This window comes from Arthrobacter sp. OAP107 (genome assembly GCF_040546765.1).
Taxonomy (GTDB): Bacteria; Actinomycetota; Actinomycetes; order Actinomycetales; family Micrococcaceae; genus Arthrobacter.
On record NZ_JBEPOK010000001.1, the window covers coordinates 2,793,904 to 2,819,209 of the forward strand.

Genomic DNA, 25,306 nt, shown 5'->3' on the forward strand with positions numbered 1-25,306 from the left:
ATCAGCGACACGGCGTCCGGTTCCCTACCCTACTCGCGGCCCTTATAACTGCCGAGATCAGGAGCCCCAGCCGTGGTCCCTGCCCTTGCCCACCACAAAGCTGTGCGGGTGCACTCCATAGCGGACGGACGTATGCACCCGCAGTTGTCGAGCCGTTCTACGTCGCTGAGGCCAGTTTCGACAGCGACAAAAGAATGTGTCGATAACCCGCCTGGCTAGCCTTTGCGGATTCCCATTGTGGGTGGACGTCCCCCAGCAAACGCGTACGAGGACCTCCCGGTTTGTGTTCGCTCTCGTCAAGCAACTCACAACACCCGGAGGTCCTCGTATTGGGTCAAATCAATCCCGTGTCGTCAACCTGCCGGGACAGTACAACTAGTCACGCAAAGCCCCGGGCGCCACAGCTCGATCCCGGTCGCTGTCACCCTCCATACTCCAATCCATACTTGTGTTCCGCCCCTCCTTCAACGACAGGGTACACAGCGCTGCTATAGCTGCAATGACGGCAAGGACGACCCCGAACGCTATTGGGCCGTAAGATGAAGCCGTCAGGATTGGCGCCACGATGGGAATGATGCCGCCGCCTACTACGGCAGCCAACTGATATGACACGCCCACTGCTGTATAGCGGTACTCCGTCGGAAATTGCTCAGGAATCAGCACGCCTAGAGCTCCGAGCGTGACCCCAGCTACGAGTGTGGTGGCACATAGCGCCACGGCGAACGTGACAATGCCTGGCATGGCGAGCACCGGAAAAAGAGCCAAGCCCCAAAGCACACCGAACACCTGCGTCACAGCAATCACGGGCCGGCGCCCATACTTGTCTGAAATTACGGCGCTGGCACAAGCAGCCGCACCATAAATTGCACCAGCGATAGCCGTTACGCCGAGGACCTCGTTTTGAGAAAGACCGAGATTTTCAACGCCGTAGTGAGGAATGAAAGTCTGGACACTGAAGTAGAACGCAAAAGTGATGAGAAGTGCGCCTGCGGATAGGACGATTGTCCAGGGCTGTTGCCTAAACGCCCCCAGCAGAGGCGGTCGGGTGGGCTTTCCCCCGCCTACTTCCTTCGCAAAGATCGGCGTTTCCTCAACCTTCAGGCGAATGTAAAAAGCAACAAGGACCAGGATCCCACTTCCGAGAAAGGGGATTCTCCATGCCCATTCTTGGAAAGCGCTTTGTCCGAACGAACTGACGCCCAGGAGCGTCAAGGGCCCCAGCACGTTCGACAAACCATTGCCCACTTGAGGGAACATGCCGTACAGCCCCCTGTGACCAGCGGGCGCATGCTCAGTGGCGAAGAGCTGGGCGCCTGCCCACTCACCTCCAAAGGCCAAGCCCTGAAATGCCCGCAGGGCCACAACAATTATCGGCGCCGCAATGCCGATGCTCTCCGCAGAAGGCACCAGTCCCATCGCTACTGTGCAAAGGCCCATGCCGAGAACTGTCGCGATGAGTGTTTTCTTCCTGCCATATCGGTCGCCGAGGTAGCCGAAGAGGATTGCTCCAGCCGGACGCGTCACAAAAGCAACGCCCAATGTAGCCATCGATGCCACGATGGCAGCGGAGGAACCTAAGGATGGGAAAAAAGTATGAGGAAAGACAAATGCGGCTGCAAAACCGTAGATGCCAAAGTCGTAACTTTCGACCATCGCTCCTGCAGCGGTTGCGAATGCAACACGGCGGGTGTGACCAGGACGCTTCGTGGCCTTCAACGCCTCAGATTGAGGGCCTACCACGTGAAGGAATCCTTCCCGGACAGCATTGCCGCTGATTTGGAAACCGGGATCTCACGATCTGGATGGGCATATGTGCTCATAGGAAGCTCTCCGTCTTTTTTACTGGGCCGGGGTGGGCAACTTTGGCAGAGCCCGGCGTTTGAGAGTGCATAAGGGGAGAGGCCGGCCAAGGCTTTCCCCAGCGAACTCGATATCACGTGGAAGACTTCCGCCTTCAAGAGCTAGTGATCCGAATCACGCCTTACCCATAATGCTGCGTGAAGTCCGCAGTCAGCAAATAACGGTGCGTGATGAGGCTATAATCATTTTCTATTCGTTTAGTCTGGCCGGATGGCATAGAAATTTATGGTGGGCAGACATAACGGTAATGGGATTAGCCGTTATCAGGCTCCTATGAAGTCATGTCCGCCTGGCACATCACCCCCTTTGATGGACCTTGAGCCGGCGAACAAATCGTCGGAAAGACAGTGCCGCCAGGCACGTCAGTTTTTTGCTGAGTCAAGCCGGCTCAAGACCTTTTCCAGTATTACCGATGCTCCTATAGGAGTCCTAAGGAGCGTTTTACCGGCAGCGCCGTGGACTGCCGGATCGTTTAGCTCAGCAGTACCGGCCTTCGCGACGTCTACGTTGGCCGCCCGGCTACCGCCTCGAGTTTGAGCTGCCGGAGTCGTAGTAGGCAGGCGCAAGCACGCTCACAGCCGTGCCATCTTCGGGCTGTCCGGGGTCACAGCCATCCTTGGTTTGCTGGTCGAATCTTATCCAGCTCCTCACGTATCTGCTGGCCTATTGTGACTAGCCGCGATTTCGGCAGGCGGTTCGTGGGGCCGGCGACTGCGATCGCGGCGCGTGGGGTGATCGCAACAGCCACACACGAAATCCCAGCCTGCTGGCTGTCTAGATCGAGGGCGAAGCCGTGGCGCTCCGCGTTTGCGATCTCCTGGGCATAATGCTGCCACTGCTGAGGATCATCGGAGCGGACGGTGCCAGCGAGATCGGGGTCCGCCGCCAGTAGAGCGTGGCCAAGGGCCTCGCCGATCAGCGGCTTTCGCTCACCGGGCCTGACTGCCAGGTGCAGGGGCTTGTCCGACTGTAGTGCGTCCACGCAGAGATAGTCGGTGCCGGTGACCAGCGCGAGGAAGGTGGACTCGCCCGAGGCTTCACTGACCTTTTTCAGGACCGGCCGGATGCGGGCTCTCAGCGCCTGCTCTGCCTCGGCGTCCAGACGCAGCAGCCGGTTGAGCTTGCCGGTCAACCGATACGCGGCGCCCTTCTTGTCCTGGCTGATGTAGCCGAGTTCCTCGAGGGAGGCGAGAAGGTTATGGGCGGTGCTGCGATTAAGGCCCGCGCCGTCCGCAAGTTCGCTTAACCGAGCGCCTTCGGGGTGCACTGCTATGCGTTCGAGCAGGTCAAACGCCCGCTGCACGGACTGGATCACACGGCCAGATGATGTCTTGGATTCCATAATGCTGAACCATATCAGAAATATGGTTGTTTTGTTTGACATTATGGACCACGTGGGGTCAGGATTGGTGCGAGGCCTGGCGTCCGAAGTGGACGTCCCTATCAGGAGCCCCATTGGGTCTGCCCCGTCACCCCCCCGTTCAGGAAGAGACACAGCTATGTCACGCATCATCCTCATCACCGGCGCAAACCGCGGCATTGGCCGCGGTCTCGCCGCCCAGTTCGCCGCGGACGGCGAAACCGTACTGCTCAGCGCACGCAACGGCGACGCTGCAGCACAGGCCGCCGCGGAAATCGGCGGTGACGTCCACCCGATCCAGCTCGACGCCACGGACCAGGCGAGCATCGACGTGGCGGTGAAGCAGATTGAGGCCACGCACGGTCGCCTCGACGTGCTGGTCAACAATGTCGGAGGCGTTTTCGACTATGCCCAGCAGGCGTCCAACGCCGACCTCGGCGTGGTCCAGGAAGCATTGAACATCAACCTCTTCAGCACCTGGCGCGTCACCCAGGCGCTGCTGCCGCTGCTGCGCAAGGCCCAGGGCGCACGGATCGTGAATGTGTCCAGCGAGGCTGCATCGCTGGAGCGCATGGGCGCTGGCACTCCTGCCTACAGCGCTTCCAAGGCAGCTCTGAACGCGCTGACCCGCTCACTGGCAGCCGAGCTCGCAGGGGACGGAATTATCGTCCACTCCGCAAGCCCGGGCTGGACGGCCACCGATCTCGGCGGCGAGGGCGGCCGCCCCATCGCAGAGGGCACGGCAAGCATCAAGCACGTCGTCAACCTGCCAGTCGGGGCAGGCACCGGGGGCTTCTACCAGGACCAGCAGATCCTGCCCTGGTAACCACGACCAGGTAGGGCCAGGGCCGCCCAAAGCGGTCCTGGCCCTACCGCCTTTCAAGCGACGCCGGGGGGCGCGTGGCCTGTACATAGACCCGCCAGCATCCCGAAGCCGGAGAACCATGACTGACAATTCACCCTTACGTTCCCGCGCATCCAGCGAGAGCCGCGCGCCGGCCGTTTCCCGGCACCTGGTGCCGGTGTGGTGGCTCGTGCTCATGGCTTCCCCGGTGGCCGCTGCGAACAACGCAACGGTGCTCATCCTTGGTGATATCGGCGCGGCACTAGATACGACCGCCGCGGCCGCTTCCTGGCTCGCAGCCGTCTTCGCGCTCGTGCTCGCGGTAGCGACACCGTTGCAGGCCGCCCTCATGCGGCACCACGGCCAGCGCGCTGTTCTCTGGACAAGCGCGGCGCTCATCGCAGCAGGCACACTCATCGTCGTGCTCTCACCCTGGCTGCCGTTTGCCATAGCCGGACGGGCAACCCAGGCCGCCGGTGGCGCCGGGCTGAACGTACTCGCCATCGCTCTGGCTGGCAGCGCCCGCAGGATCGGGGCCATCAGCGCAGGGATGGGGCTGTTCGGTGCCGTTAGCCCGCTAATCGGGACCCAGCTCGCCGCGACAGTGTCGTGGCGCGTTGCCCTCTCTATGCTCGCCATTACCCTGATCGCTGTGCCCGTTGTGAACCGCTACGTGACGCAGGAGACCTCCAAGACTGCCCGCTTCGATGCGTGGGGCGCGCTGCTGGTCGCGGTGCTTTCGGGAAGCGTCGTGATCTTTGCATCGAACCCGCTGCCGGCCATGGGCGCGGTCACGATCTCGATCATCTTGCTCGTCGTTCATGTCCGTCGCCGGCCTAAAGGGTACGTGCCTGTTAGCACCATCCGCTCGGGACAGTTCGTGACCGCCACAAGCCTGACCCTTGCTCTGTCGATGGGATACTTCACGCTGCTGTTCGTCATCCCTCAACTGCTCATCGCCCGCTCGGATTGGACGAAGGACGCCGCTGCCGCCGGGCAACTCGCCGCGATGGTCGCGGCCTCGCTCGCGACGCTCGTGTTCACCTTCATCGCCGCCCGCTTCTCCCGAAGCGCCGTGCGGACCGCACTCCTGACAGCCGGAGCTCTTGCCGTGCTCACGGCAATCTTCGCAAGTGCACCGATTTTTCTGCTGATCGGAATCTTCCTGGCCCTCTTCGCCGCGACCTCGGCCAACGCCACCCAGGTCGCTACCGCAACCGCAGACGTCCCCGAGCATGAAAGGCCGGCAGCGATCGGGCTGTTCACCCTGATCTACCTCCTCGGCGGCGCGATCGGGCCCGCACTGGCCTCCGTGCTCGTGCTCTCCTAATCCAGCCCGATCAGCGCCCTGCGCTCACGAAAGGAAGTCAACGCGAGCGACCAAAAGCGAGGCCTCTTTTTCATTGAACCCGCTCAAACGAGCACTTTCGGTGCTGGGTTTAGTGATTGCTCGGTCAACCATTGGCGGTAGGTCGCGGCCAGAGTGTCGTTGCAGAGAGTCCCCGTCCCAGGAGCGAAATTTTCGAGGGCCATTGGCCGAGTTCGTGAGCTGCGATGCTGATGGTGACGCCTAGTGTGGTGCGGATTTGGCGCAGGTCGGAGTTGTCGGGCGCCGCTTTGGGGTTGGTGATCTGACGGTAGATTTCCCGGGCTAGGTTTGAGGCAGCGCATGATTTTCCCGTTTGCTCTTGCCCTCCGCGGTGCGTTTTGCCACGTATTCTTTGGTTCTTTGGCACGATGCCATCCGGACCAGGACCACCTGATAGAGGGCTGATTGGCGTTGCGGTCCCCGCCCCTGCTGAGCCGGTGGCGGGTTGTCTTGCCTGATGATGCCGGCACGGGGGCGACCCCGACGAGTGAAGCGAACTGGGCTTCGCTTCACAACCGGTCCGGGTTGTCTCCGACGGTGACCAGCAGCTGGCTGGCCACGTCCGTGCCGACGCCGGGCATATCGTACAGCATCGGTGCGAAGGTGTCCATGATTTCCTGGAGCGCTGCGTCCGCGGCGGCTATCTCCCGGACAGGGACTGGCAGCGCGTGGCGAGGGCTTTCAGCGTCAGGAGGGTCACGTACTCCGGGTCAGCCGTGTGTCCCGAAGGTCTCGTGCGCTGCAGAGCTGGGATCAGCGTGGACGTGGCCATTGCCCGGTATTTCGCCCGGAGTTTGTCGGGGCTGAAACGATGAGGCCCTTGATCTGGTTGATTGCCGCGCTACGGGCCTTGAGCGCGGAGGCACGCCCTGTGCGGAGGATCCGCAGGCATTCAACGGGCCCGTCCTTGGCTTTCGGGACCGACGTCGACCGGCCGTCAAGTATCGACTTTGCGGCTTCGTAGGCGTCCAGCGGGTCGGACTTGCCCTTTAGCCGCCGCGCGGCCCAGTTCGGGCGGTTCACCTCCAGCACTGTCAGCCCCGCGGCCCGGAGGGTTCTGGCGAGTTCGGCGCCGTAGGAGCCTGTTCCTTCGACACCGACGGCGGTAACCGTGCCGTAGCTGACGTCCACGATCTTCCGGTATCCGGACCCACGGCCACGAATTCCCTGTCCGCGAGGGGTTTGCCGTGTTCGTTGATCACGGCCACGATGGTGTGTGTCAGCGTGTGTGTCGATACCCGCGATGACTTTGATCGTTTCGTTTGCCAAGATGGAAATTGCCCCTCAGTCGCGTCGAATGCTGATTGATCGGACGCGGGCCAGGTGGGCAGACAAAACGGTAATGGGACTGGTCGAATCAGGCTGCTATGAAGTCATGTCCGCCTGGCTCGACACCCTCTGACGGACCTTGAGCCGGCTGACAGATCGTCGGAAAGAAAGCCGCCAGGCACGTCAGTTTTTGGCTGGGCCACGCCGGCTCAAGGACTTTTCTAGTATTACCGATTTTTGCAGGTTGAAACGTGCTCTTTTAGCAGTTGCGCCGTCAGCACACCCACGCCCGCTCCCACACCTTCGCTGTACTCGCCGCCAACGGCGAGCATCTGGGAACTGAGTCGTTCCCCAACATCCACGCGGGCAGATCCCGCGCGATCACCTGGGCAGCCCGGTGCACGGGCGGGGACCTCGGAGCCCTCTGGGTCATCGAGGGCACCGGCAGCTACGGGCGCTGCTCGCCGGCACCGTCGCACCGGACGGCTACCGCATCGTCGAAGCGCCCAGAGTCAAAGCCTATGCGCCCGCGCGCGGCGGTAGCGGGAAGTCCGACCCGCTGGAGACGGCCACCATCGCCGCAGCCGCTCTGCCTCTCGATGAGGCCCATTTGCGCATTCCCCGGCAGGACGAGGGCGTCCCGGCCGCCTTGAGGGTCTTTGTCGAGGGAGCAGATGACGCTCGAGCGTACAGCGAAGGTCAACGCCCTCACCGCGCTCCTCCGTAGTGTCGACCTCGGCATCGACGCCGGCAGGCCTATGACCAACCCTCAGATCACCGAGATCTCCCACCGGCGCACCCGCCCGCGACGAGGCACTCGTTGCTGCCACCGCCCGTGCGGAGGCTGTCCGGCTCGGCAAGCATCACCGTCCTCGATGCCGAGGTCAAGGACAACCACGCCCGCACCACCGAGCTCCTCGAGTACAGCACCGCGGCGCCCCTGCTCGAGGAGACCGGCATCGGTCCCGTTCCCGCAGCTGTGGTCTACACGGCGTGGTCGCATCTGGGCCGCGTGCGCTCAGAGGCCGCGTTCGCCGCCCTCGCCGGCGTGAACCCCATTCCAGCATCATCCGGGAACACCGCAAGGCACCGCATCAACCGGGGCGGCGACAGGCGCCTCGACAGGGCGTTGCCTATGGCCACCGTCGTCCGGGCTGTCCATGACCCCGCCACCCGTGCCTAAGCCGAGCGTGCGCCGGAAGGCTGACGGGACGACACCACGCGAGATCCGGCGGTGCCTCAAGCGCTACCTCGCCCGCCACCTCTATCGCGCTCTCAACGCACTCACCGCCTCCGAGGAAACCATCCCGACGCGCCGGGGCACGCATCGGTTACGTCGGCGTCGGACATGAAGCTGACGTATGGGTTGAGGAAGGTGAAGAGCGATTCGCGGACCTTCGGTCGTTCCGACCGATCACGAAGGACGCGTCGTTAGTGCAGACTTCAAACACAGACGAACCGTGAATCCGTTGCCACGCTACAGGGAGAGGCGCTCCCAAAGGTTCCGTCAGATAACTGAGAGGTCCTTCCGAAGGCCCTGTAAACAAGTAAGGCCACCAATGTGGTGGCCTTACTTGTCTAAACTAACCTGTCTTGGATAGATGACCCAGTCGTTTGTAGAGCCAGGATAGAAGGGACGACCCAAGGTCCGGGCCGACCCCATCCCGGGAGTCGCATCCTATTCGGCGTACAGGTGCACGATTTCCGGGGGAACGCGAAAGCCCTTCGCCTGCGGATGCTCTCGGGCGTTCACGTCATATATGGGTTCGAGCAACTCCTCCGCATCCTCCGGCAGTGTCCCCGAATCTCGAAGTGCCTGCGTCGCAAGGTTAGTTGGTCGTGTGAAACCCTTCAGGCTCCGGTCCTGGCCGAGGTCGTAGACTTCTTCACGGCTGATACTGCCGCCCCGTTCTATGGCTCGTCTCACGACCTCTAATTGCAGGGTTGCCCGCGAGCCGGCCAGCAGATCTAGGGCCCTTTCCACAAGATCATTTGTCCACCCGGAGCTTTCAACCTTTTCGGGCGCAGTGCCAAGGCCCGCCTCAACCGAGTTGATAGCTGCCATCAATTGGTTGAGACGGCCCGTCGACCATCCAGTGACGTTGGTAACGACGTGAATCTCAGCAAATCCACTTTGAATATCGGCCATGGAATCTCTCCTAGTACCCCTGTGATTTGGACAAAGCTGAGCCGCTGTCGTTGCCTGCGAATGATCAGGACCAGCGTCAGGGGAAGTATCTTGACCGTCATTCACGCTAGGCATGACACAGACCTAGTCAATCTCAGCTAGTCCCGCCGCCGGTGCCGGCGCCGGGGTCCTCCCCGCCAAATCGATATAGACACTCTTCGTGTACAGGTAGGTGTCCATATGTGCGGCAGTGCCCTTGTAGCCATACCCACTGAGCTTCGTTCCACTGAATCCGACCAGCGGGTCAATGTAGCCGTAGCAGTTCACCCACATGGTGCCTGTGTGGACCCCGCGGACCACGCGAAGAGCTGTGGATAGGCTTTCCGACCAAACCGCTCCGCCGAGACCGTAGTCGCTGTCATTGGCGATGGCGACGGCCTCGTCCACGTCATCAAACGGCATGATGGACAGAACCGGGCCGAAAATTTCTTCGCGAGCGATTCGCATTTCATTGGTCACGCCCCCGAATACGCTCGGCTGCATGAAGTATCCGTTCCCCAGATCACCCTCGAGCCGTTGGCCGCCGGAGAGCAGTTCAGCCCCTTCAGCCCGGCCGAGATCGATGTAGGACAGTACGCTGTCCAACTGGGTCTGGGAGATAACCGGGCCCAGGGTGGCCGTGGTGTCCAAGCTGTGCCCGACTCGCAGGGTCCGCATGAACGCCAGCAGCCGTTCGGTGAACTCCTCAACGATGGGCCGTTGAACCAGCACCCGGGTGCCGGCGAAACAGATCTGGCCGGAGTTGGCGAAAACACCCATGGCTGCTCCGGGCACCGCCTTGTCCAGATCCGCGTCCGCGCAGACGATGTCTGCCGATTTGCCGCCCAGTTCCAGCTGTAGCTTTTTGATGTTTACCGTGGACGCCTGAATGATGCTGCGGCCGGTCTGAGTCGATCCGGTGAAAGCGATGCGGTCAACGTCCGGGTGGGCCGCCAGCGCATGACCAGCTTCCCTGCCCGAGCCAGTGACGACATTGATCACCCCCGCCGGCACTCCGGCTTCGAGCAGGATTTCGGCCACCCGCAGCACCGACAGCGAAGCTTCGGAGGCCGGCTTCAGTACAGCGGTGCATCCGCTGGCCAGAACTGCCCCGATGATCCAGAACTGGCTGTTGAGCGGGCCGTTCCAAGGGATGATTCCGCCAATCACCCCAACCGGAGCCTTTAGCGTCATCGTGGTGACGTTGCCGGGAATGCCATTCATCAGCGTCTCACCGCTGATGCTCGTCGCCTGCGAAGCAAAGAAGGAGAGCATCTTCATCAAGGAGGCCTTGGTGTTGCGCAACCTCGAGACGGGGGCGCCCATGTCCATGGCCTCGATCTGGACCAGTTCCTCGAATCTTTCGTCCATGACCTGGGCGACCCGGGTCAGCAGAGCCTGGCGCTCGTAGGGGCTCCAGGTACTCCACTGACCCTTGAAAGCCTCACGGGCAGCCAAGACCGCACGATCGACGTCGGACTGGTCGCCGGCGGCAAGGCGCGCCAGGACTTCACCGGTCGACGGACTGACGGTTGTCATTGTCATCCCGGACGCGGCCGGGACGTTCTGGCCGCCGATGACGAGTTGGTGTACGTCGCGGGACAAGAAGCCCTGGGCCTGCTCGGACGGAGCGAACTTCTGCTGGGGTGTGGTGGTCATTGTTTTCCTCTCACCTGACCTTTGACATTCCGTCGATTAGAAATGGAAAACGCCTGCCAACCCTGCGCAGAACGAACCATTCGGCGACTCTTGGCAGCGGACAGGCAATCCATTGGGTTGCAAGAGAGATCGCACGCCTTCACGGGCGGGTCGCGGAGATCTGGATGGCCGCCATGACTGCCGGCACATCGCCCTTGTTTCGCCAAGCGTGTTTGGTGCCCCGCTGGACGAGTGTGTCACCAGGCTTGAGCAGGGTCTCTCCAGTCTCGAGAATCGCCCAAAGCTCACCGGAGATGATCGTGACGATATCGACGGTCTCCGTGGTGTGCATGCCGGGAATATCCGTGGCGCTCGTCGACTCCGAGGCGGCCGCATTCGCCAGCGCTTGCGCGTAACCTGCCTCGTAGTCCCACTCGTTATCAGGCGGGAACGCGGTGAGGTTGTAGGTGTAGCCCAACGGCGGTGGGGGAATGACGGCGACCTCGGCGAGGGTGTTCTCGGCCAGGGCTGAACCGGGGACTTCCTTGGCCTGCCAGATGTCGTTACGCATGAAGGCGTCGGTGACGAGACGGGTGTCGGTAAAGTCGTCACTGACGATCGTTGACCGCCCCTGGTCGTCCAAGCCTGTCACGACCCGTCGTGCGCGTAGGTCGCGGTATTCGCCTGCCATGATGTATTCCTTTCGGTTGTGGTGCGTGTGGGTTTCAGAAACGGGCTACTCGTGCTTTTGTTCGGGTAGCCGGTGAGAGCCGGTTGTGTGGTTTGCGAGCCCCCGTAGGATGCGGCGTTCTCAACCGAAGAATGTTGGGAACGCGTATCCAGACTGGCTGACTAGACATGTGCCTTCTGTTCCGTGCTTCCTCTAGAACGCTTGCCAGTTCGGCCTGCACCGTTCCGCAGGCGCTCCACTCCCACGTAGGCGGCCACCGCGATGATCAAAATGGCTCCGTAGAGGGTCTGCTTAGCCCCGTCGGGGATGCTGAGCAGTGGCGTCGCGTTGTCGATCAGGGAAAGGAAGAGCGCGCCAAGAACAGCGCCAATGAAGGAGCCGCGGCCCCCGGTGAGCACCGCGCCGCCGAGGAAAACCGCGGCAAAGCAGGGCAGTGAATAGCCGGAACCCACATCATTAGTACCGATGCCGGTGAGCGAGGCAAGGCAGATGCCGCCTGCTACTGCTCCGATTGCGCAGATGATCAGACCCGCCGAGCGAACCAGGACCGAACGCCGCCCGACGCGGTCGCTTGACTGCGAGTTGAACCCGACTGCGCGGAGCGCGAGCCCACCGCGGGTGCGATATAGCCAGAGCTCAAGGGCGACGGTGAGGACTACGAGAATTATGAACGGGGCCGGGATAAAGCCCACGCCCATGCTGAAGGCCGTGCCCAGATCAGGAGCGATCAGGCCACCCGGCTGGGGCCGGAGAACGATGGCGATACCCTGAATGATGCCAAGCGTCGCAATAGTCGCGACGATTGGGTTGACCTTGAGGGGTCCGATAAGGAGCGCGTTCAAGGCACCCACGAGTCCCGCTGCAAGAAGGACCAGAGGCACAGTGACAAGCATCGATCCGGCACTCAGATTGGGAAGCGTCATCGACGCTAGAACCACGGTGAGACTCATCGTGGCACCCACAGATATGTCGAAGCCTCCCGATAGCAAAGTGAACTGTTGTCCCAGCGCGACGAACGCGAGGGGAAGGCACAGGAGCATCAGGTTGGCCAGGTTCGGTCCCGTCCAAAATACGGGCGAATGAGCGCCTGTGTATATCGCTAGGAGCGCCGAGAGCAGAAGCAGCACGATAATTGGGACGTAGGGGGTCACTCGGCCCAGCGACCGGGCGAGCCACCCCGACCCAGCTGCCCCTGAGTCCGACCGCTCCGCTATTCCGCCAGCGCTCACGAAGCTACGAACGATCTCTGCCTCGGTTGTCGGTCCGACTAGTTCGGCGCTGATTTCTCCCCGCGACATGACGTAAACGCGGTCGCACAAGCCAGCCAATTCGGCTGAGTCCGACGAGTTTACGAGCACGGCAGTACCGTCCTCGGCGGCCTCTGAGAGCATCCTATAGATGTCCATCCGGGCACGTGCGTCAACACCTTGGGTCGGCTCGTCAACAACCAGGACTTTTGGCGTTCGCAGGGTTGTCCGTGCAAGAACGATCTTTTGTTGATTACCCCCGGAGAGTGCGCTGATCGGCTGGAACGGCGAGGCCGCGACAATACCGAACTGAGCTGCCGCGCGGTCCCAAGCGCCCTTCAACCTCCGGAGCAGGGCGAGGCCGCCCGGCCCGTTGGCTGCGCCGGACTGAATTGTGAGGTTATCCATCACGGGAAGTGGACCGTAAACAGACTCCGCGGCCCGATCACCACTCTGAAAATTGATGCCTGCATGCAACGCAGTGGCTGGATTGGGCTTAGTAAGCACCTCACCGTCGACACAGATGTCGCCGTCGCTTCGACCGATTCCGATGAGCCCCCGCAGCAATGCCCGCTGACCGTTTCCTTCCGCGCCGGCGACCCCAACAATCTCACCACCCTTGACTGCGAGGGACACAGGGCCGAAGTCGGACCCGGCAAGGTCCCGAACCTCGAGACGCGGCCTGGGCGAGGGCTGATTGCTACGCTGAGGAAACTCCAGTTCGGTTGGTGCGCCAACCATGAGCTCCACTATGTCGTCGACATGCCAGTCGCGGGACCTGTGGGTTCCCTGGATGACGCCGTCACGGAGAACGGTCAGCCGATCGGCAAGGCGACGAACCTCCTCCAAACGATGGCTGACGTAAACAATGGCAGTGCCCTCGTCTCGTGCGGTTCGCACCAGTTCCTCTAGGTGAGCGGCCAGCCTCATATCCAGCGCTGCTGTGGGCTCGTCAAGGAGCAAGACGCGGGGGCGATGGCTCATGGCTCGAGCTACCTCAAGGAGTTGACGCGCCCCCGGCCCGAGCGCGGAGACAGTGGCCGACAGATCGAAAGGCAGCTGGTAGGCGGCCAACAGGTTCCTCAAGTCGCCGGGCCGCTTTTTACCGACGGCGTCGAAGGACAGTGCGACATTCTCTGCGACTGTCAGCTCGGGCACAAGCGAAGTGTCCTGATATGCAGTCTCAAGGCCTAGGCGCCGGGCCTGTCTGATACCCCCTCGCGTCAGGGACCTTCCTTCGATAAGCACTGATCCGCTATCCGGCGTCAAGACACCAGCGGCAATCTTAATCAGTGTCGACTTTCCTGAGCCGTTCTCTCCGACGAGCGCGTGCACCTCGCCAGGCTGGCAATCAAAGTCGACATCCGTTAGAGCTCTAACACCAGGGAACGACTTTGACACATTAGTCAGAACGAGAGCCGAATCAGTGTTTGACGAAGTCAGTGTCCCGCCATCCGGAGTCACCATAATTTGTTCTTTCATCATTAGCAGTTCTCCCCTACGTGGGTAGGTCCACGTAGTTATTTGGGTCGCCGGTCGGGTTTCCTAGGATCTGAAGCCCGACCGGCTCCGGATAAACGGCTCAACCGGCAGAGAGAGCCAGTTTGGCCAGCTCAGGGCTGAGCAGGGTTGGTAGCGGAACGTTCGACGGCATCCCCGACACGTTTTGGTCACGAATGTCAGCGAGCGCGACTACCGGCACGGGTGCGAGAACTTTGTTCGGGACGTTCACACCCAGCTTGATCTCGATGCCGGCGGTCACTCCCATACGGGCGTACCAAACATGGCCGTTGGATACGTAGTTCGCTGAGTTAAGGCCGGCTTTTTTCGCGTCGTCGGCCACGTCGAAAGCAGAATAGTTGGCGGTGTCGACAAATGAGGCGGGCGGAGTCTTTCCAGCGTTGATATAGGGCCGCAGGAAGGCATCAGCGCTGTAGTCATAGAACATCGCTGACACATCCTTACCCGAGGCAAGAAGCTCATTGGCTGCCTGTGTCTCCCCCTGCCCTGTCCACTGTGTGAATCCGGACACGGCCTGGTTCCAGCCAGCCGCTTTCAGTTCTTTCTCTGCACAGGGCTGCCATTCAGCGGCGTTGGCATTTCCCGGGACGCCGGTGTAGAACGCATATGACTTCGAGCCAGTTCCTGCCCCGGCCACAATCTTCTTCGCAGCGTCGGTGCCGATACCGCACAGGTCGTAGGGAAGTTGTGCCGAGACCATTTCCGCCGCCTCGGGGGGAAGGGGCGAGTTTGCAGTGACAAAGGTGATGCCAGCGGCCTTCGCTTCCCTCGCCGCCGGCAGAATCGCGGCACCGAAAACCGGGTCTTCGACAATAATGTCGACCTTTTGGGCGATGAGGCTTCGAAGGTTGGCCAGTACTTCGGCAATGTTTCCGCTTGACGAGCTGGTGAAGATAATTCGCTTGACCTGGGGGTAGGCAAGGGCCTGGGCCGTCGCTTCAGCCCGGCGGGTGCTCCACACTGGATTGTTCGTAAAGTCGGCGTTGATCGCCACGGTCAGGGTTCCCTGCCCAGTGTCACAGGAGCGCTGCCTCAAGCAGGTCTTGAGTAGCTGCAGCTGGGCGTCAGTTAGTGGCTTTGACGCCACTGCGAACGCGTCGGCCACGATCGGGGGAAGCTCAGAGGCCGGCACATCGGCCAGGAGCGCCTTCTTCGCTGTCGCTGCAAGTTGTTTGGAATCCACAGAGGACGCGGTGATCAGATCCTTGGGGACACCGTGCGAGACGGTGCCGGTAGTGCTGGCCCCCGTCGTGCTCGAACAGCCGGTGAGGATTGTGGCAAACACAGCGCCGGCCACAATGGTCATCGAGAAGCGGGTCCGTCGGATTTCAGTCCAACCCGCGCCAGTAGTTTTCATATTGTCTCCTTGATATTAAGTGGCGGGGTCGTCTTCGACTCCACGCCCTGTTCACGGTTTGGTCCGCCGCCTCGATGGATACCGCGGTTGCTCCAGCGCAAGCCGGAGAGTGCGAATTGCCCGAGGGTGATCGCCGATACCGCGAGGACAAGGGCGACACCCTGTGCCACGACCCGGGGGCCGGCGGCGAACCCGTAGATGGAAAGAGCTTGATCGAGCAGTTGCAAAAACAAGCAAGCACACAGCACACTGGCCGTGCTGGATGGGCCACCGTTGAACGCTGTACCTGCAATAGCGACCGCGGTGATGGTGGCGAGTTGGTAGGGCGTGCCTACCGAGGTGTCCGGCGTCCCGACAATACCCGCCACCAGGACGCCGGCGAGGCCGTAGAGGAGTCCGACGCCGCCGAAAGTAAAGAATTCGACGCGACGGACTTTGATGCCGTGAAACCGCGCCGCCCGCCTATTTGCCCCAATGGCGCCAACTTGCCGGCCACCGCGGGTCTTGGACAGAACCAGTGCGATAGTGACGCCGACCGCGACCGCAACGACGAAGGAGCCGTTGAGGCTCAGAACGGACCAGCGGGTGAAATTCTGCAGGTCTGCGGGTGCCAGACCGGTGAGGGAGAAGGACGTGCCGGTCCATAGCACCACCGCGCCGGTTACGATTCCGAAGGTGGCCAATGTGACGATGATGGCGTTCAAGCGGATGACAGAGATGAAAAACCAATTCAAAAGGCTGATCACGACGGCGATCGCGAGTGCTCCGCCGACAACCGCTAGGAGATTCGACCCCGGTGTTCCGTAGTGCACCACTACTCCTGCAGAGCATGTGATTACGGCAGGAAGCGAAAGGTCGATCGCACCGAGCATTACGACAAGCATTTGCCCGAACGACGCAAGTGCCAGCACTCCAGCGAGCGCCGTTGCGACCCGTAGGCCATCTGGTCGTAGTGCAACCGGAACAACGAGGGCAATTACCAACAGGGCAAGCACCAACGCTCCCCAGCTTGCTATGTATCGCCCGGGAAACCGATACTTTAGATCGGTGATTAGGCCGGAAGGCGCCGGCGCCCGGCCCGGCTGGGATAACGGAGTTTCCGAGTCCCGCCGCTCGGTCACTTCCGAGATAGGTTCGTATTTGTGCACAATGTACCTTTTCTTTTCAGCGTCAAGCGCTTTGCGAGTCCGTCGATCTCGGGCTGTGGCGCCGAGTTCGCGAAGCGGCAAGAGACATCGGCGTCCCTAGACTGAAATTTTCGGTTGTGAATGTGAAGAACGGACGGCCGCATGTCATCCTCACCCTTGTCGGAGGACGGTTATGCCAGACCTATGGGGTCGCAGCCTGAGCGGTAGGTGCTCAGGCCTTTACCGCCTCATCCTGCTCGAGGGCGGCGAACAGCGGTGCATTGTCCACGTAGACCTGCTGATCCACGAACTTTCCGTCGACCATCCTGCACACCGAGCAAGCCGGGATGGTTAGGGAGCTTCCATCGAGGAGCGTCCAGGTCGCGACAGACTCGAAGATCAGGACGCCATCGCCTTCCTCCCAGGCTGCGACGACGTCATGATGCAGCGTTTCGATCTGTTCGAGCAGGCCGGAAAGCGTTGCAACGAAGGCGTCCGCGCCCTGGAGTTTTGGAGCGTTAGCGAAGGTCACCGTCATGTCGTCGGTGTAATAGGCCCTGCAACGCTCCAAGTTCTTCGCCTCCATAGCGGCGTAGTACTGGGTCAAGAATTCGATTGTTGATTCGCTGGCACGCACCAGGTCCTCCTTCATTGCGAGCGGTAGTTTTGCAAGGGATTGATTAGCGTTCGCCAAAATGGCCCGTGGACATTCCCCCATCGACCGACAATGCATGGCCGACGACGAACGACGCCGCGTCGGAGCACAACCACAGCACGGTCGCCGCGATTTCTTCGGGACGGCCCATACGCCCAATGGGCTCCATTGTGATCACAGCAGCACGCCCGTCTGAGGTGCCACCCGTAACACGGTCCATCATCGGGGTGTCGACGATGCCGGGACAAATGGCGTTTATACGCACATTTTCCGGCGCATAATCGAGGGCAGCGGCCTTGGTGAGACCAACCATGCCGTGCTTTGCGGCGGTATAGGCGGCCTGCCCCTTGAACCCGACCAGTCCAGCGGCGGAAGAGTTGTTGACGATAGCGCCACCGCCGTTGGCAAGCATAAGGGGGATCTGGTGCTTCATGCTGAGAAAGACCCCCTTCAGACTCACACTCACAATGCGGTCGAACTCAGCGTCAGAGATCTCAGCGGTTGCGATGAGCCCATGCTCGAGGCCAGCGTTGTTGAACGCCGCATCGAGACGTCCGTACGTCGCGACCGTATCTTCCAGCGCGGCCTTTACGTCTTCGCTCCGGGTTACGTCGCACCGCACAGCAATTGCCTCGCCGCCCTGTTCCTTGATGAGGTCTACGGTGGCCCGGGCGGACTCTTCCGACAAGTCAACGACCACCGTACGCGCCCCAGCTGCTGCAAAGGCGAGTGCGGTGGAACGGCCCATGCCGCTGCCGCCACCGGTCACCATTGCAACCTTGCCTGAAAAATCCTGGGTAGCCATACTGTTTGCTTCTCCATCCAACGCCGCCTGCCTCTATCGAGGAGAAGCCGACGTACTCGATTCTGGTGAGAGGGCTGATGCCCTTGCAACGCCCGTGACCTCAATCACAGTTCGCTAAGTCCCATCATGAAGCGTGAACAGAGTGACCCGCAAATGACTATTTGTGATGGGTCCATGATTTCCCCTCATCGCTTCAGTTGCTTGTGCTGCCGGAGGCCGAACCTTCTCTGTCGGATCCATTTTGCGCCTGAATCGCGCGCCAGACATGGGACATAGTTGCCCCAAGACGCATGTGTTCAATTGATGAAGGCATCAATAGTTGCTATTTGTGGAAGGCGGGTATAGCTGGGCAGTATGGGTGCTGTGAGTCCAGGTGTGACCGTTGGCGTGTGGCCGCTGGCACGGAAGCCAGGACCGTGAACGCGGCAGGGACGCAGCTCCTACGTGACGTGCAATCAGTGCCTGCTCTACCTATTCCCGACTCACCCATCCAACTTCGTAGAGACCTAAGTTCAGGAGGAACAATGCGAGCCCTTGTGAAGAAAGAAGCCGCCCCGGGCGGTGTGGAGCTCCGCGAAATGCCGGTGCCTCAGATCGGTGAAGACGAGGTTCTCCTAGAACTGATTTACGGCGGCCTGTGTCGTACGGATGTGTCCTTCGTCGAGTGGAACGCAGCAGCGCAGGCGACATATCGGCCCAATTTCCCGCAGATCATCGGTCACGAGTATCTGGGACGAGTCATCGCATCAGGGCCGGGAAGCGACCTCCCAGTCGGGTCCAGGGTCGTAGGATCCGGGCACGTTGTTTGCGGCGCGTGTCCTCCCTGTCTGGCGGGCAGATCCATGCTTTGCCAGCGTCTCAAAGTTTTGGGCTTGGACGTTGATGGCGTGTTCGCTGAGCGGTTCGTTGTGCCGCAGCGCAACGTTGCTATCGTGCCGGACGAGGTCCCTGATACCGTGGCTGCCCTTGCGGAGCCTTTTGCAGTGGGCCTCCACGCGCTGAAGCGAGGGTCTGTACAGTCGGGCATGAAGGTCGCGGTTGTCGGTCCTGGATCTGTAGGGCTGATGACGATTGCAGCACTGGGGGCTGAGCGCGTGTCAACGACAGCTATCGGCACCGAAGCCGATCTTCACCAGTTGGAGCTCGCGTCTTCTATGGGCGTGGACGAGATCAGGATCGTCGGCCGCGATACCGATCAAGTCGCCGGCACTTTCGACGTCGTTTTCGAGACAGCTGGCCATGCGTCCGCGGTTTCACTAGCGGTCGAGCTCGTCGCCCCGGGCGGAACAGTCGTCTGTGTGGGGCTACCTGCGCACCCTGTCGAGATCAACTCCGGCAGGCTCGCTATGACTGAGAAAAGCCTCGTCGGCGCACGAGCCCACGACATTTCTGACTGGAAGAACGTGCCGCAAATGCTGGCCAAAGCCACTGGGCTTGCAGCGATAGACGTGAAAGCAGTAGGCCTGGACGAGCTGGACCATGCCATCCATCTCACTGCAACGCGCCAAGCCTCAAAAGTGCTCCTGGCGCCGTAGGCTCCCGTTTCTCCACGAGAACTGATCAGTTGCTTGGCAACAGTACCGATTCACAATTGGCCGTGACCTAGCGAGGTGACGCCCCCAAGGTGACGCGGCGACTCAGCGATTGTTCGCATGAGGCTGAGGCTGCTCGGGGTGGTCGCATGTCCTGTACACAGCTCATCAGGCAAGGAGGTCGCATGGAGATGAAGCAGCTGGTTGCCATGGTGACCGTGGCCGAGGCTGGGAGTGTCACATACGCTGCTCAAATGCTGCATATTGTGCAGCCGGCGGTTACGCGGCAGATCAAGACGCTCGAGGACGAGCTAGGCGTCGTGCTCTTCGATCGGACACGTCATGGCATGGTTCTCACCTCAGCCGGTGAAGTCTTCCTCTCGCACGCACGCCGCGCGCTCCAGGAGTTGGAACGTGCGCGTACTGAACTGACGCCGCAGACGGGTGAAATCACCGGAGTCGTGTCCGTGGGTGTGCTGGAGAGTCTGCTTGACGTGATAGTTTCCCCTCTTGCCAAGTCTGTTGCGGCGAGATTTCCCGGAGTCGAGCTCCGGGTGATGTCAGGATTCTCCGGCTATCTGCAGAATTGGCTGGACGACGGCCTTGTCGACATTGCGGTGCTGTACAACCTGGCAGATACGCCGGCGATGCGCGTGAAGCCGCTGCTCTCCGAGCGTCTGTGGGCCGTTGCTCCCGCTGACGTGGGGCTCCTGCCAACAGAGGACGTCACTTGGCACCGGGTGCTCAGCGGCCCGTTGATCCTGCCGATTCTCGGCCACGGACTGCGCACGCTCATCGACAAGGCTCGGTGTGATATTCCCATCGAGCCGGACATTTCCCTCGAGACAAACTCAATGAGCGTTCAGAAGCAGATGGTCCTCGCCGGGCGCGGGTGGACCATACTTCCAGGAGCGGGCGTCGCTCGAGATATCCAAGAGGGGAAGCTCAGCGGTGCGCCCCTGGCGGAGCCGAGTCTGTCGCGTTCCGTTGTAGTGGGATTGCAGCGAACGCCCCGCATTTCTCGAGCCGTCCAAGCCGTCAACTCCGAACTGCTGCAAGTCTCACGCCATTTGGTGGTTTCAGGCGTGTGGCCCTCTGCCACACTATTGGACGCACCTAAGTAGTGACTGCGCCTTGATAAATGCTGCTGTCTGGCCGCGCTAACGTTCTAGCAGCTTGGCAAATGAGGCTATGTCGCAGTGATATACACCCATCAGAAAATACTAATATCGCAGGGTTGTATCACGGCCTACTATAGTAAGCGTCCGGCGATGCACGTTCGAGTAGGAAAGCTCACGGGATGCGGAAGCCCGCTCGGCACAAGCGCATCGCGAGTTCGGCTAGAAATGTCTCCACGCGCTAGTCGCGCTGGAGTCGAAGAGGAATTTCGAAGGGTGTCCTAGATTTCTTCGAGACAGCCTCTGAAGGAGCCACGTCAGGGTTGCGGCCTTTGGTCCCGGCGGCGCCGGTGACCTTCTGCTTCCCTTGCCCAAGAGGACGCACTCCCCCGAAACCACAAGTACCGACCGACGATTCGTTTGGCGAGCCAATGTTGGCACGCTCACATTCATCTGAGAAGAAGCAGGAGATTCCGATGCAAGGAGTCGTTTTCCGCGGAGACCGCGAACTAGAACTACAGCACTTCCCCGACCCTACTCCCGGTCCGGAGGAGGTAGTCGTCGAGGTGCGCGCCTCAGGCATGTGCGGGTCTGATCTACACGAGTACCGCAAGCCCAAGGGTTCAGCGCCGAACGTGATCGCTGGCCACGAGCCGGCCGGGGTTATCGTGGCCGTCGGCGAGCTAGTGCCAACATCGTGGGTCGGGCGTGCGGTCATGATTCACCATTACATCGGTTGTGGCCGCTGCGACCAGTGCCGTGCGGGGTGGACGCACCTCTGCCGCCAAGAATTACGCGCGCTGGCCTTGAATGTTCATGGAGGGCATGCCGACTTCATCAAAATGCCGTTCTCGAGTGTTATGCCCCTGTCGGAGGGGCTGTCCTTTCAGGCAGCGGCTGCCATCAGCTGCGGTACGGGCACCGCGTGGGGTGCGCTCGAGATGATCAACGTGAGAGGCGATGACACCATCGCCATCTTCGGGCAGGGTCCCGTCGGCCTCTCCGCCACGCAACTGGCGACCGCCATGGGCGCGAAGGTGATCGCCCTGGACATCGAACCGAAGAGGCTGCAGCGTGCGCAGGAGTTCGGCGCCGCGGAAACCATCAATCCCCTGGAGGTCGACTCCGTCGCGGACGCGGTGCTCGCTCTTACTGGCGGCCGCGGGGTGACCAAGAGTCTCGAGACCTCGGCTGCCCCCATCGCCACCCAGCAAGCGTTGCAGGTACTCGGCCTCTGGGGCTCCGTGTGCTGGATCGGACGAGGAGCGGGGCTGCAGGTGGACATGACGGAACAGCTGACGAAACAGATCACAGCCAAGACTTCCTGGACCCTCTCTTCCGTGCAGATGGCACATCTTGCCGACTTCGTGCTGGACCGCGGTATCGATGTCGACGCCCTCTTTACCGAGCGCTGGACGCTGAGTCAGGCCGCAGAGGCGTACCAGTGGTTCGACCGTCAGAGCGATGGCAAGGGCGTTTTCTTGCCCAATTAGGAGGGCAGACGGGGCTTGGAGAGGTAGCCTGCGATGGCCTGCACATCAAGCCTGCATCAAGCAGTCCCCGCATGCGACCCAGTGATGGCTTTGAGGCACGAGTTGCGGAAAGTCGCTTGAACAAGTCAGAGGGATGCTCCGAGGGGAAATACTATGCGTATATTCAATCAATTCTTCACCGACAACTTTGAATCCTTCGACTGGTTGACACCTGACTACTCGGATATCCTTTCTCCCGAGCGGGCAGTCGGGACCTTGCAACGGTCCAACAACGATCATGCCGTCTTTTCGGAAGCCAGGAGCGGAGGCATCCGGTGGGCGAGTCGGCGAGATCGTTGAGACTGGTGCCAGCGCTAATTTGTGCGGCGCTTTCGACAGCGGTCGTGAGCTCATTAGGCATGCTGTTGGTGCCGTCCATTGCCAGTGAGATGGATGTTTCCGTCAGCACGGCACAGTGGATGTTGACCATAAACCTTCTAGTTGGTGCTGTTGCCACTCCTGTTTTGGGGCGCCTCAGCGACGGCCCGCACAAGAAGCGCCTCCTCCTCTGCTCACTGGCGGCTATCTTCGTGGGGTCGGTGCTTGCCGCCTCGGCCCCGAACTTCACGGTCTTTCTGATCGGACGGGCGCTTCAGGGACTCACTTATGCCATCGTTCCGGTGACGATCGCCCTCGCCCGCCGCTACGTCCCGCCTGAAAAGGTACAGGTCTCCATATCCAGCCTGTCCGTAACAGTGGCTACCGGCCTCGGTGTTGGGTATCCCCTGACCGGAGTCATTGCCGGGCTTTTCGACTTTAGGTTCGCGTTCTGGTTTGCCGCGCTGTTCGTGGTTACGGCGTTCATTGTGGTGCTGAGGGCCATTCCTAGCGGGACAGAAGCGCGGGCAGCCCGGGTACCGTTCGACTACCAGGGTGTGGCTCTTCTCGGATTGGGTTTGGCTGGCCTGCTCCTTGCGGTCAGCGAAGGGTCGAGCTGGGGGTGGGGCTCAGTGTGGACAATTGGTGTACTTATCTTCACAGCGGTTATGTTGACAGCCTGGGTCGGGACGGGGCTGCGGAAGCGGCATCCCTTAGTCAATCTTCGGGTTCTCCGAAACGCGGAGGTACTGCTGGCTAACTGTGCAGCAATAGGGCTGGGTGCTGCCCTATACATAGGGCTATCGATTTCAAGTCTCGTCGCTCAAGCACCGGCTTCTACCGGCTACGGCATCGCGCTGCCCGTGTTCTGGGCTGGATTTGTGATGTTTCCGCTTTCGGTAGGAAGCTTCACCGCGAACCGTCTCGTTCGCCGCCTATCACGCCGGATCCCTCTTGCGATGTTGCTGCCAATCGGCGCAGGCACAGTGATGGCATCTGGAATGCTGCTATGGCTTGCCCACACCCAGCTCTGGGAAATCCTGGTTGGAACGCTGATATTCGGCTTAGGAATGGGGGCCAGCTACGCTGCGATGCCGGCGCTCATCGCCCGTAGCGTCGCGACCGCAGAATTGGGCAGTTCCGTGAGCTTCAACCAAGTACTGCGAACGGTGGGAAGCTCCTTCGGTACAGCCATCTCCGGTGCGGTGCTCGCGGCCAACATGGCGCCGACCCGGCACCCAACTGGGACCGGAATAAGTACGACCTTCGCCATAGGAGCGCTCCTTTGCGCGGTGGTGTTCGCGGCCCTGCTTTTCCACGCCATGAAAAACCATGCCCGCCGGGCATCGGACGGGCGACCTGACGTTGTGGTCAGCTGACGCAGGAGCGGGTTCCGGCTGCCGGTGCGAACGCTGACCCTTGCTGGCCGAGGAATGGAACGCAATACGATTCGGACCACACCGCCGACGGTAGTTCGAGGATCAACGGCGCGAATTGCATTCAGCTTTTCGCACTCCTGCAAGGTTCGTGATGCGCCGACAACCTTCCCTTCCGGCTGGAGTTGGTGCAGAACCCAGTCGAATCTCGCACGAACGACAATTCGGAGGATGACGCCGTTCCAGACGCCGAAGGAGGCGCTCGCCCATGCATGTCTCGGGCACTGTGTTACCGTAGGCATGCGCCTTCCCACCAGTGAACGTGATCAGAAATCTCCGACTTCGTAGTCCCTCATCTGGAGAGTGCGGCTCCCTGGATCCATAGGTTCGGGTCATTGCATCCTAAGCCAAGGAGTTCCTATGGAGATGAAGCAACTCATTGCCATGGTTACCGTGGCCGAAGTCGAGAGTGTCACCAGGGCTGCCCAGCTGTTGCATCTCGTGCAGCCGGCGGTGACGCGGCAGATCAAGACGCTTGAGGACGAACTGGGCGTCGTCCTCTTCGACCGGACACGTCATGGCATGGTTCTCACCCCAGCTGGCGAAGTCTTCCTCTCGCATGCCCGCCGCGCCCTGCAAGAGTTGGAGCGCGCCCGATCCGAACTGACTCCAGCGCCAGGTCAGGTAATGGGGCTAGTTTCGGTAGGGGTGCTGGATAGCCTGTTAGGTGTCATGGTCCCGACGCTTATCGATTCGGTAGCAGAGAAGTTCCCGGGGGTGGAGCTCCATTTGCTGTCAGGAGTCTCTCGCGATCTCCAACAATGGTTGGACGACGGTATCGTCGACGTCGCCCTGCTCTATAACGTGGCAGATACTACGTCGATGCGTGTGAAGCCACTGCTCACCGAGCTCCTTTGGGCGGTGGCACCCCCGGAAGCGGGCTTACTACCAACAGAACCGAGCACCTGGCAGCAGGTACTCCGTGAACCACTCATTCTGCCAATCGTCGGACACGGTCTACGCACGCTCATCGATAAGGCGCGGGCGGACATCCCTCTTGAGCCGAAAATCATTGTCGAGACTAATTCGATGAGCGTTCAGAAGCAGATGGTGTCTTCCGGTCGAGGTTGGGCTATCCTGCCAGCTGCCGGCGTGGCCCGAGACGTTCAGCAAGGCAAGCTCAGCGGTGCCCCTCTCTCAGAGCCGAGCGTGTCGCGCTCTGTGGTAATCGGGCTGCCGAGGGCGGCTCGGGTACCTCGTGCCGTCGAAGCTGTTGCGACAGAGCTACTGCAAGTATCTCGGCGGCTGGTCTTGACAGGCGAGTGGCCCTCCGCGACGCTCCTGGACTCGCCGTAACGATACCGTCTCAGCAGCTGCAGAGCGTCTCAACCCACAGAGGCTTGAGGACAGCGCCCTGGCCCGGCTCTAGAGAAATCCCAGCTGCGTGCAACTCGTCGTGGGGAACGCTTACCTTCTTGATGAGTCCATTGGACCGATGAGGCCCCAGATTCAGGCGGAGG

The 25,306-nt window shown here is 61.0% G+C and carries 19 protein-coding genes and 1 pseudogene; 8 read left to right on the plus strand and 12 right to left on the minus strand.

Features of this window, described 5'->3' with window-relative positions; genetic code table 11:
- Positions 1–375: 375 nt before the first annotated feature.
- Positions 376–1,740, minus strand: coding sequence for an MFS transporter (locus ABIE00_RS13030; RefSeq protein WP_354260851.1), 1,365 nt, complete (start codon positions 1,738–1,740; stop codon positions 376–378).
- Between the two features lie 724 nt (positions 1,741–2,464).
- Positions 2,465–3,202, minus strand: coding sequence for an IclR family transcriptional regulator (locus tag ABIE00_RS13035; protein ID WP_354260853.1), 738 nt, complete (start codon positions 3,200–3,202; stop codon positions 2,465–2,467).
- 157 nt (positions 3,203–3,359) lie between these two features.
- On the opposite strand from ABIE00_RS13035, the gene ABIE00_RS13040 reads away from it, so the two are divergent.
- Together ABIE00_RS13040 and ABIE00_RS13045 are read left to right on the plus strand one after the other, a co-directional pair.
- Positions 3,360–4,046 carry an SDR family NAD(P)-dependent oxidoreductase gene (locus tag ABIE00_RS13040; RefSeq protein WP_354260855.1) on the plus strand — a complete coding sequence of 229 codons (687 nt, stop codon included), beginning with the start codon at positions 3,360–3,362 and terminating at the stop codon, positions 4,044–4,046.
- A 118-nt stretch (positions 4,047–4,164) separates the two neighbouring features.
- The gene (locus ABIE00_RS13045) at positions 4,165–5,394 is read left to right on the plus strand and encodes an MFS transporter (protein ID WP_354260857.1); all 1,230 of its coding nucleotides are present in this window, start codon (positions 4,165–4,167) and stop codon (positions 5,392–5,394) included.
- Positions 5,395–5,477: 83 nt separating this feature from the next.
- On the opposite strand, the gene ABIE00_RS13050 is transcribed toward ABIE00_RS13045, so the two are convergent.
- Positions 5,478–5,903 carry a hypothetical protein gene (locus tag ABIE00_RS13050; protein ID WP_354260859.1) on the minus strand — a complete coding sequence of 142 codons (426 nt, stop codon included), beginning with the start codon at positions 5,901–5,903 and terminating at the stop codon, positions 5,478–5,480.
- Positions 5,904–6,186: 283 nt separating this feature from the next.
- The gene (locus ABIE00_RS13055) at positions 6,187–6,702 is read right to left on the minus strand and encodes an IS110 family transposase (RefSeq protein ID WP_354260861.1); all 516 of its coding nucleotides are present in this window, start codon (positions 6,700–6,702) and stop codon (positions 6,187–6,189) included.
- A 266-nt stretch (positions 6,703–6,968) separates the two neighbouring features.
- Here ABIE00_RS13055 and ABIE00_RS13060 point away from each other — a divergent pair.
- Positions 6,969–8,054: pseudogene (locus tag ABIE00_RS13060) on the plus strand (transposase).
- Positions 8,055–8,380: 326 nt separating this feature from the next.
- On the opposite strand, the gene ABIE00_RS13065 reads toward ABIE00_RS13060, so the two are convergent.
- The 8 genes from ABIE00_RS13065 to ABIE00_RS13100 all read right to left on the minus strand — a co-directional run bounded on the left by ABIE00_RS13065 (position 8,381) and on the right by ABIE00_RS13100 (position 17,910).
- Complete coding sequence (locus ABIE00_RS13065; RefSeq protein WP_354260863.1) at positions 8,381–8,851, minus strand: hypothetical protein; 471 nt, start codon at positions 8,849–8,851, stop codon at positions 8,381–8,383.
- 123 nt (positions 8,852–8,974) lie between these two features.
- The gene (locus tag ABIE00_RS13070; RefSeq protein WP_354260865.1) at positions 8,975–10,528 is read right to left on the minus strand and encodes an aldehyde dehydrogenase family protein; all 1,554 of its coding nucleotides are present in this window, start codon (positions 10,526–10,528) and stop codon (positions 8,975–8,977) included.
- Positions 10,529–10,667: 139 nt separating this feature from the next.
- On the minus strand, positions 10,668–11,198 hold the full coding sequence (locus tag ABIE00_RS13075) for a cupin domain-containing protein (protein WP_354260867.1): 531 nt from the start codon (positions 11,196–11,198) through the stop codon (positions 10,668–10,670).
- Positions 11,199–11,359: 161 nt separating this feature from the next.
- On the minus strand, positions 11,360–13,930 hold the full coding sequence (locus ABIE00_RS13080; protein ID WP_354260869.1) for an ATP-binding cassette domain-containing protein: 2,571 nt from the start codon (positions 13,928–13,930) through the stop codon (positions 11,360–11,362).
- Positions 13,931–14,027: 97 nt separating this feature from the next.
- The gene (locus ABIE00_RS13085; RefSeq protein WP_354260871.1) at positions 14,028–15,323 is read right to left on the minus strand and encodes a sugar ABC transporter substrate-binding protein; all 1,296 of its coding nucleotides are present in this window, start codon (positions 15,321–15,323) and stop codon (positions 14,028–14,030) included.
- The gene (locus ABIE00_RS13090) at positions 15,320–16,471 is read right to left on the minus strand and encodes an ABC transporter permease (RefSeq protein WP_354260873.1); all 1,152 of its coding nucleotides are present in this window, start codon (positions 16,469–16,471) and stop codon (positions 15,320–15,322) included. The genes ABIE00_RS13085 and ABIE00_RS13090 overlap by 4 nt, the downstream gene beginning before the upstream one ends.
- A gap of 211 nt (positions 16,472–16,682) precedes the next feature.
- Positions 16,683–17,087 (minus strand): nuclear transport factor 2 family protein, encoded by a 405-nt coding sequence (locus ABIE00_RS13095; protein ID WP_354260875.1) that lies wholly within the window; start codon positions 17,085–17,087, stop codon positions 16,683–16,685.
- A 43-nt stretch (positions 17,088–17,130) separates the two neighbouring features.
- Positions 17,131–17,910, minus strand: a complete 780-nt coding sequence (locus ABIE00_RS13100; protein WP_354260877.1) for an SDR family oxidoreductase — start codon at positions 17,908–17,910, stop codon at positions 17,131–17,133.
- A gap of 524 nt (positions 17,911–18,434) precedes the next feature.
- Between ABIE00_RS13100 and ABIE00_RS13105 the strand changes: the two genes are divergently transcribed.
- The 5 genes from ABIE00_RS13105 to ABIE00_RS13125 all read left to right on the plus strand — a co-directional run bounded on the left by ABIE00_RS13105 (position 18,435) and on the right by ABIE00_RS13125 (position 25,142).
- Positions 18,435–19,445: a zinc-dependent alcohol dehydrogenase gene (locus tag ABIE00_RS13105; RefSeq protein ID WP_354260879.1), complete on the plus strand. Its 1,011-nt coding sequence runs from the start codon at positions 18,435–18,437 to the stop codon at positions 19,443–19,445.
- Positions 19,446–19,627: 182 nt separating this feature from the next.
- Positions 19,628–20,566, plus strand: a complete 939-nt coding sequence (locus ABIE00_RS13110; RefSeq protein ID WP_354260881.1) for a LysR family transcriptional regulator — start codon at positions 19,628–19,630, stop codon at positions 20,564–20,566.
- Positions 20,567–20,991: 425 nt separating this feature from the next.
- Positions 20,992–22,053 carry a zinc-dependent alcohol dehydrogenase family protein gene (locus ABIE00_RS13115; RefSeq protein ID WP_354260883.1) on the plus strand — a complete coding sequence of 354 codons (1,062 nt, stop codon included), beginning with the start codon at positions 20,992–20,994 and terminating at the stop codon, positions 22,051–22,053.
- A 344-nt stretch (positions 22,054–22,397) separates the two neighbouring features.
- Positions 22,398–23,789, plus strand: coding sequence for an MFS transporter (locus ABIE00_RS13120; protein ID WP_354263351.1), 1,392 nt, complete (start codon positions 22,398–22,400; stop codon positions 23,787–23,789).
- Positions 23,790–24,206: 417 nt separating this feature from the next.
- On the plus strand, positions 24,207–25,142 hold the full coding sequence (locus tag ABIE00_RS13125; RefSeq protein ID WP_354260885.1) for a LysR family transcriptional regulator: 936 nt from the start codon (positions 24,207–24,209) through the stop codon (positions 25,140–25,142).
- Positions 25,143–25,306: the final 164 nt, after the last annotated feature.

Bases quoted from the DNA above. Each gene is read 5' to 3' on its own strand.
- ABIE00_RS13105 (WP_354260879.1), top strand. From the start codon at position 18,435: ATGCGAGCCCTTGTGAAGAAAGAAGCCGCCCCGGGCGGTGTGGAGCTC.
- ABIE00_RS13045 (WP_354260857.1), top strand. From the start codon at position 4,165: ATGACTGACAATTCACCCTTACGTTCCCGCGCATCCAGCGAGAGCCGC.
- ABIE00_RS13070 (WP_354260865.1), bottom strand. From the start codon at position 10,528: ATGACCACCACACCCCAGCAGAAGTTCGCTCCGTCCGAGCAGGCCCAG.
- ABIE00_RS13085 (WP_354260871.1), bottom strand. From the start codon at position 15,323: ATGAAAACTACTGGCGCGGGTTGGACTGAAATCCGACGGACCCGCTTC.
- ABIE00_RS13115 (WP_354260883.1), top strand. From the start codon at position 20,992: ATGTTGGCACGCTCACATTCATCTGAGAAGAAGCAGGAGATTCCGATG.
- ABIE00_RS13075 (WP_354260867.1), bottom strand. From the start codon at position 11,198: ATGGCAGGCGAATACCGCGACCTACGCGCACGACGGGTCGTGACAGGC.
- ABIE00_RS13125 (WP_354260885.1), top strand. From the start codon at position 24,207: ATGGAGATGAAGCAACTCATTGCCATGGTTACCGTGGCCGAAGTCGAG.
- ABIE00_RS13065 (WP_354260863.1), bottom strand. From the start codon at position 8,851: ATGGCCGATATTCAAAGTGGATTTGCTGAGATTCACGTCGTTACCAAC.
- ABIE00_RS13040 (WP_354260855.1), top strand. From the start codon at position 3,360: ATGTCACGCATCATCCTCATCACCGGCGCAAACCGCGGCATTGGCCGC.
- ABIE00_RS13110 (WP_354260881.1), top strand. From the start codon at position 19,628: ATGGAGATGAAGCAGCTGGTTGCCATGGTGACCGTGGCCGAGGCTGGG.
- ABIE00_RS13035 (WP_354260853.1), bottom strand. From the start codon at position 3,202: ATGGAATCCAAGACATCATCTGGCCGTGTGATCCAGTCCGTGCAGCGG.
- ABIE00_RS13080 (WP_354260869.1), bottom strand. From the start codon at position 13,930: ATGATGAAAGAACAAATTATGGTGACTCCGGATGGCGGGACACTGACT.
- ABIE00_RS13100 (WP_354260877.1), bottom strand. From the start codon at position 17,910: ATGGCTACCCAGGATTTTTCAGGCAAGGTTGCAATGGTGACCGGTGGC.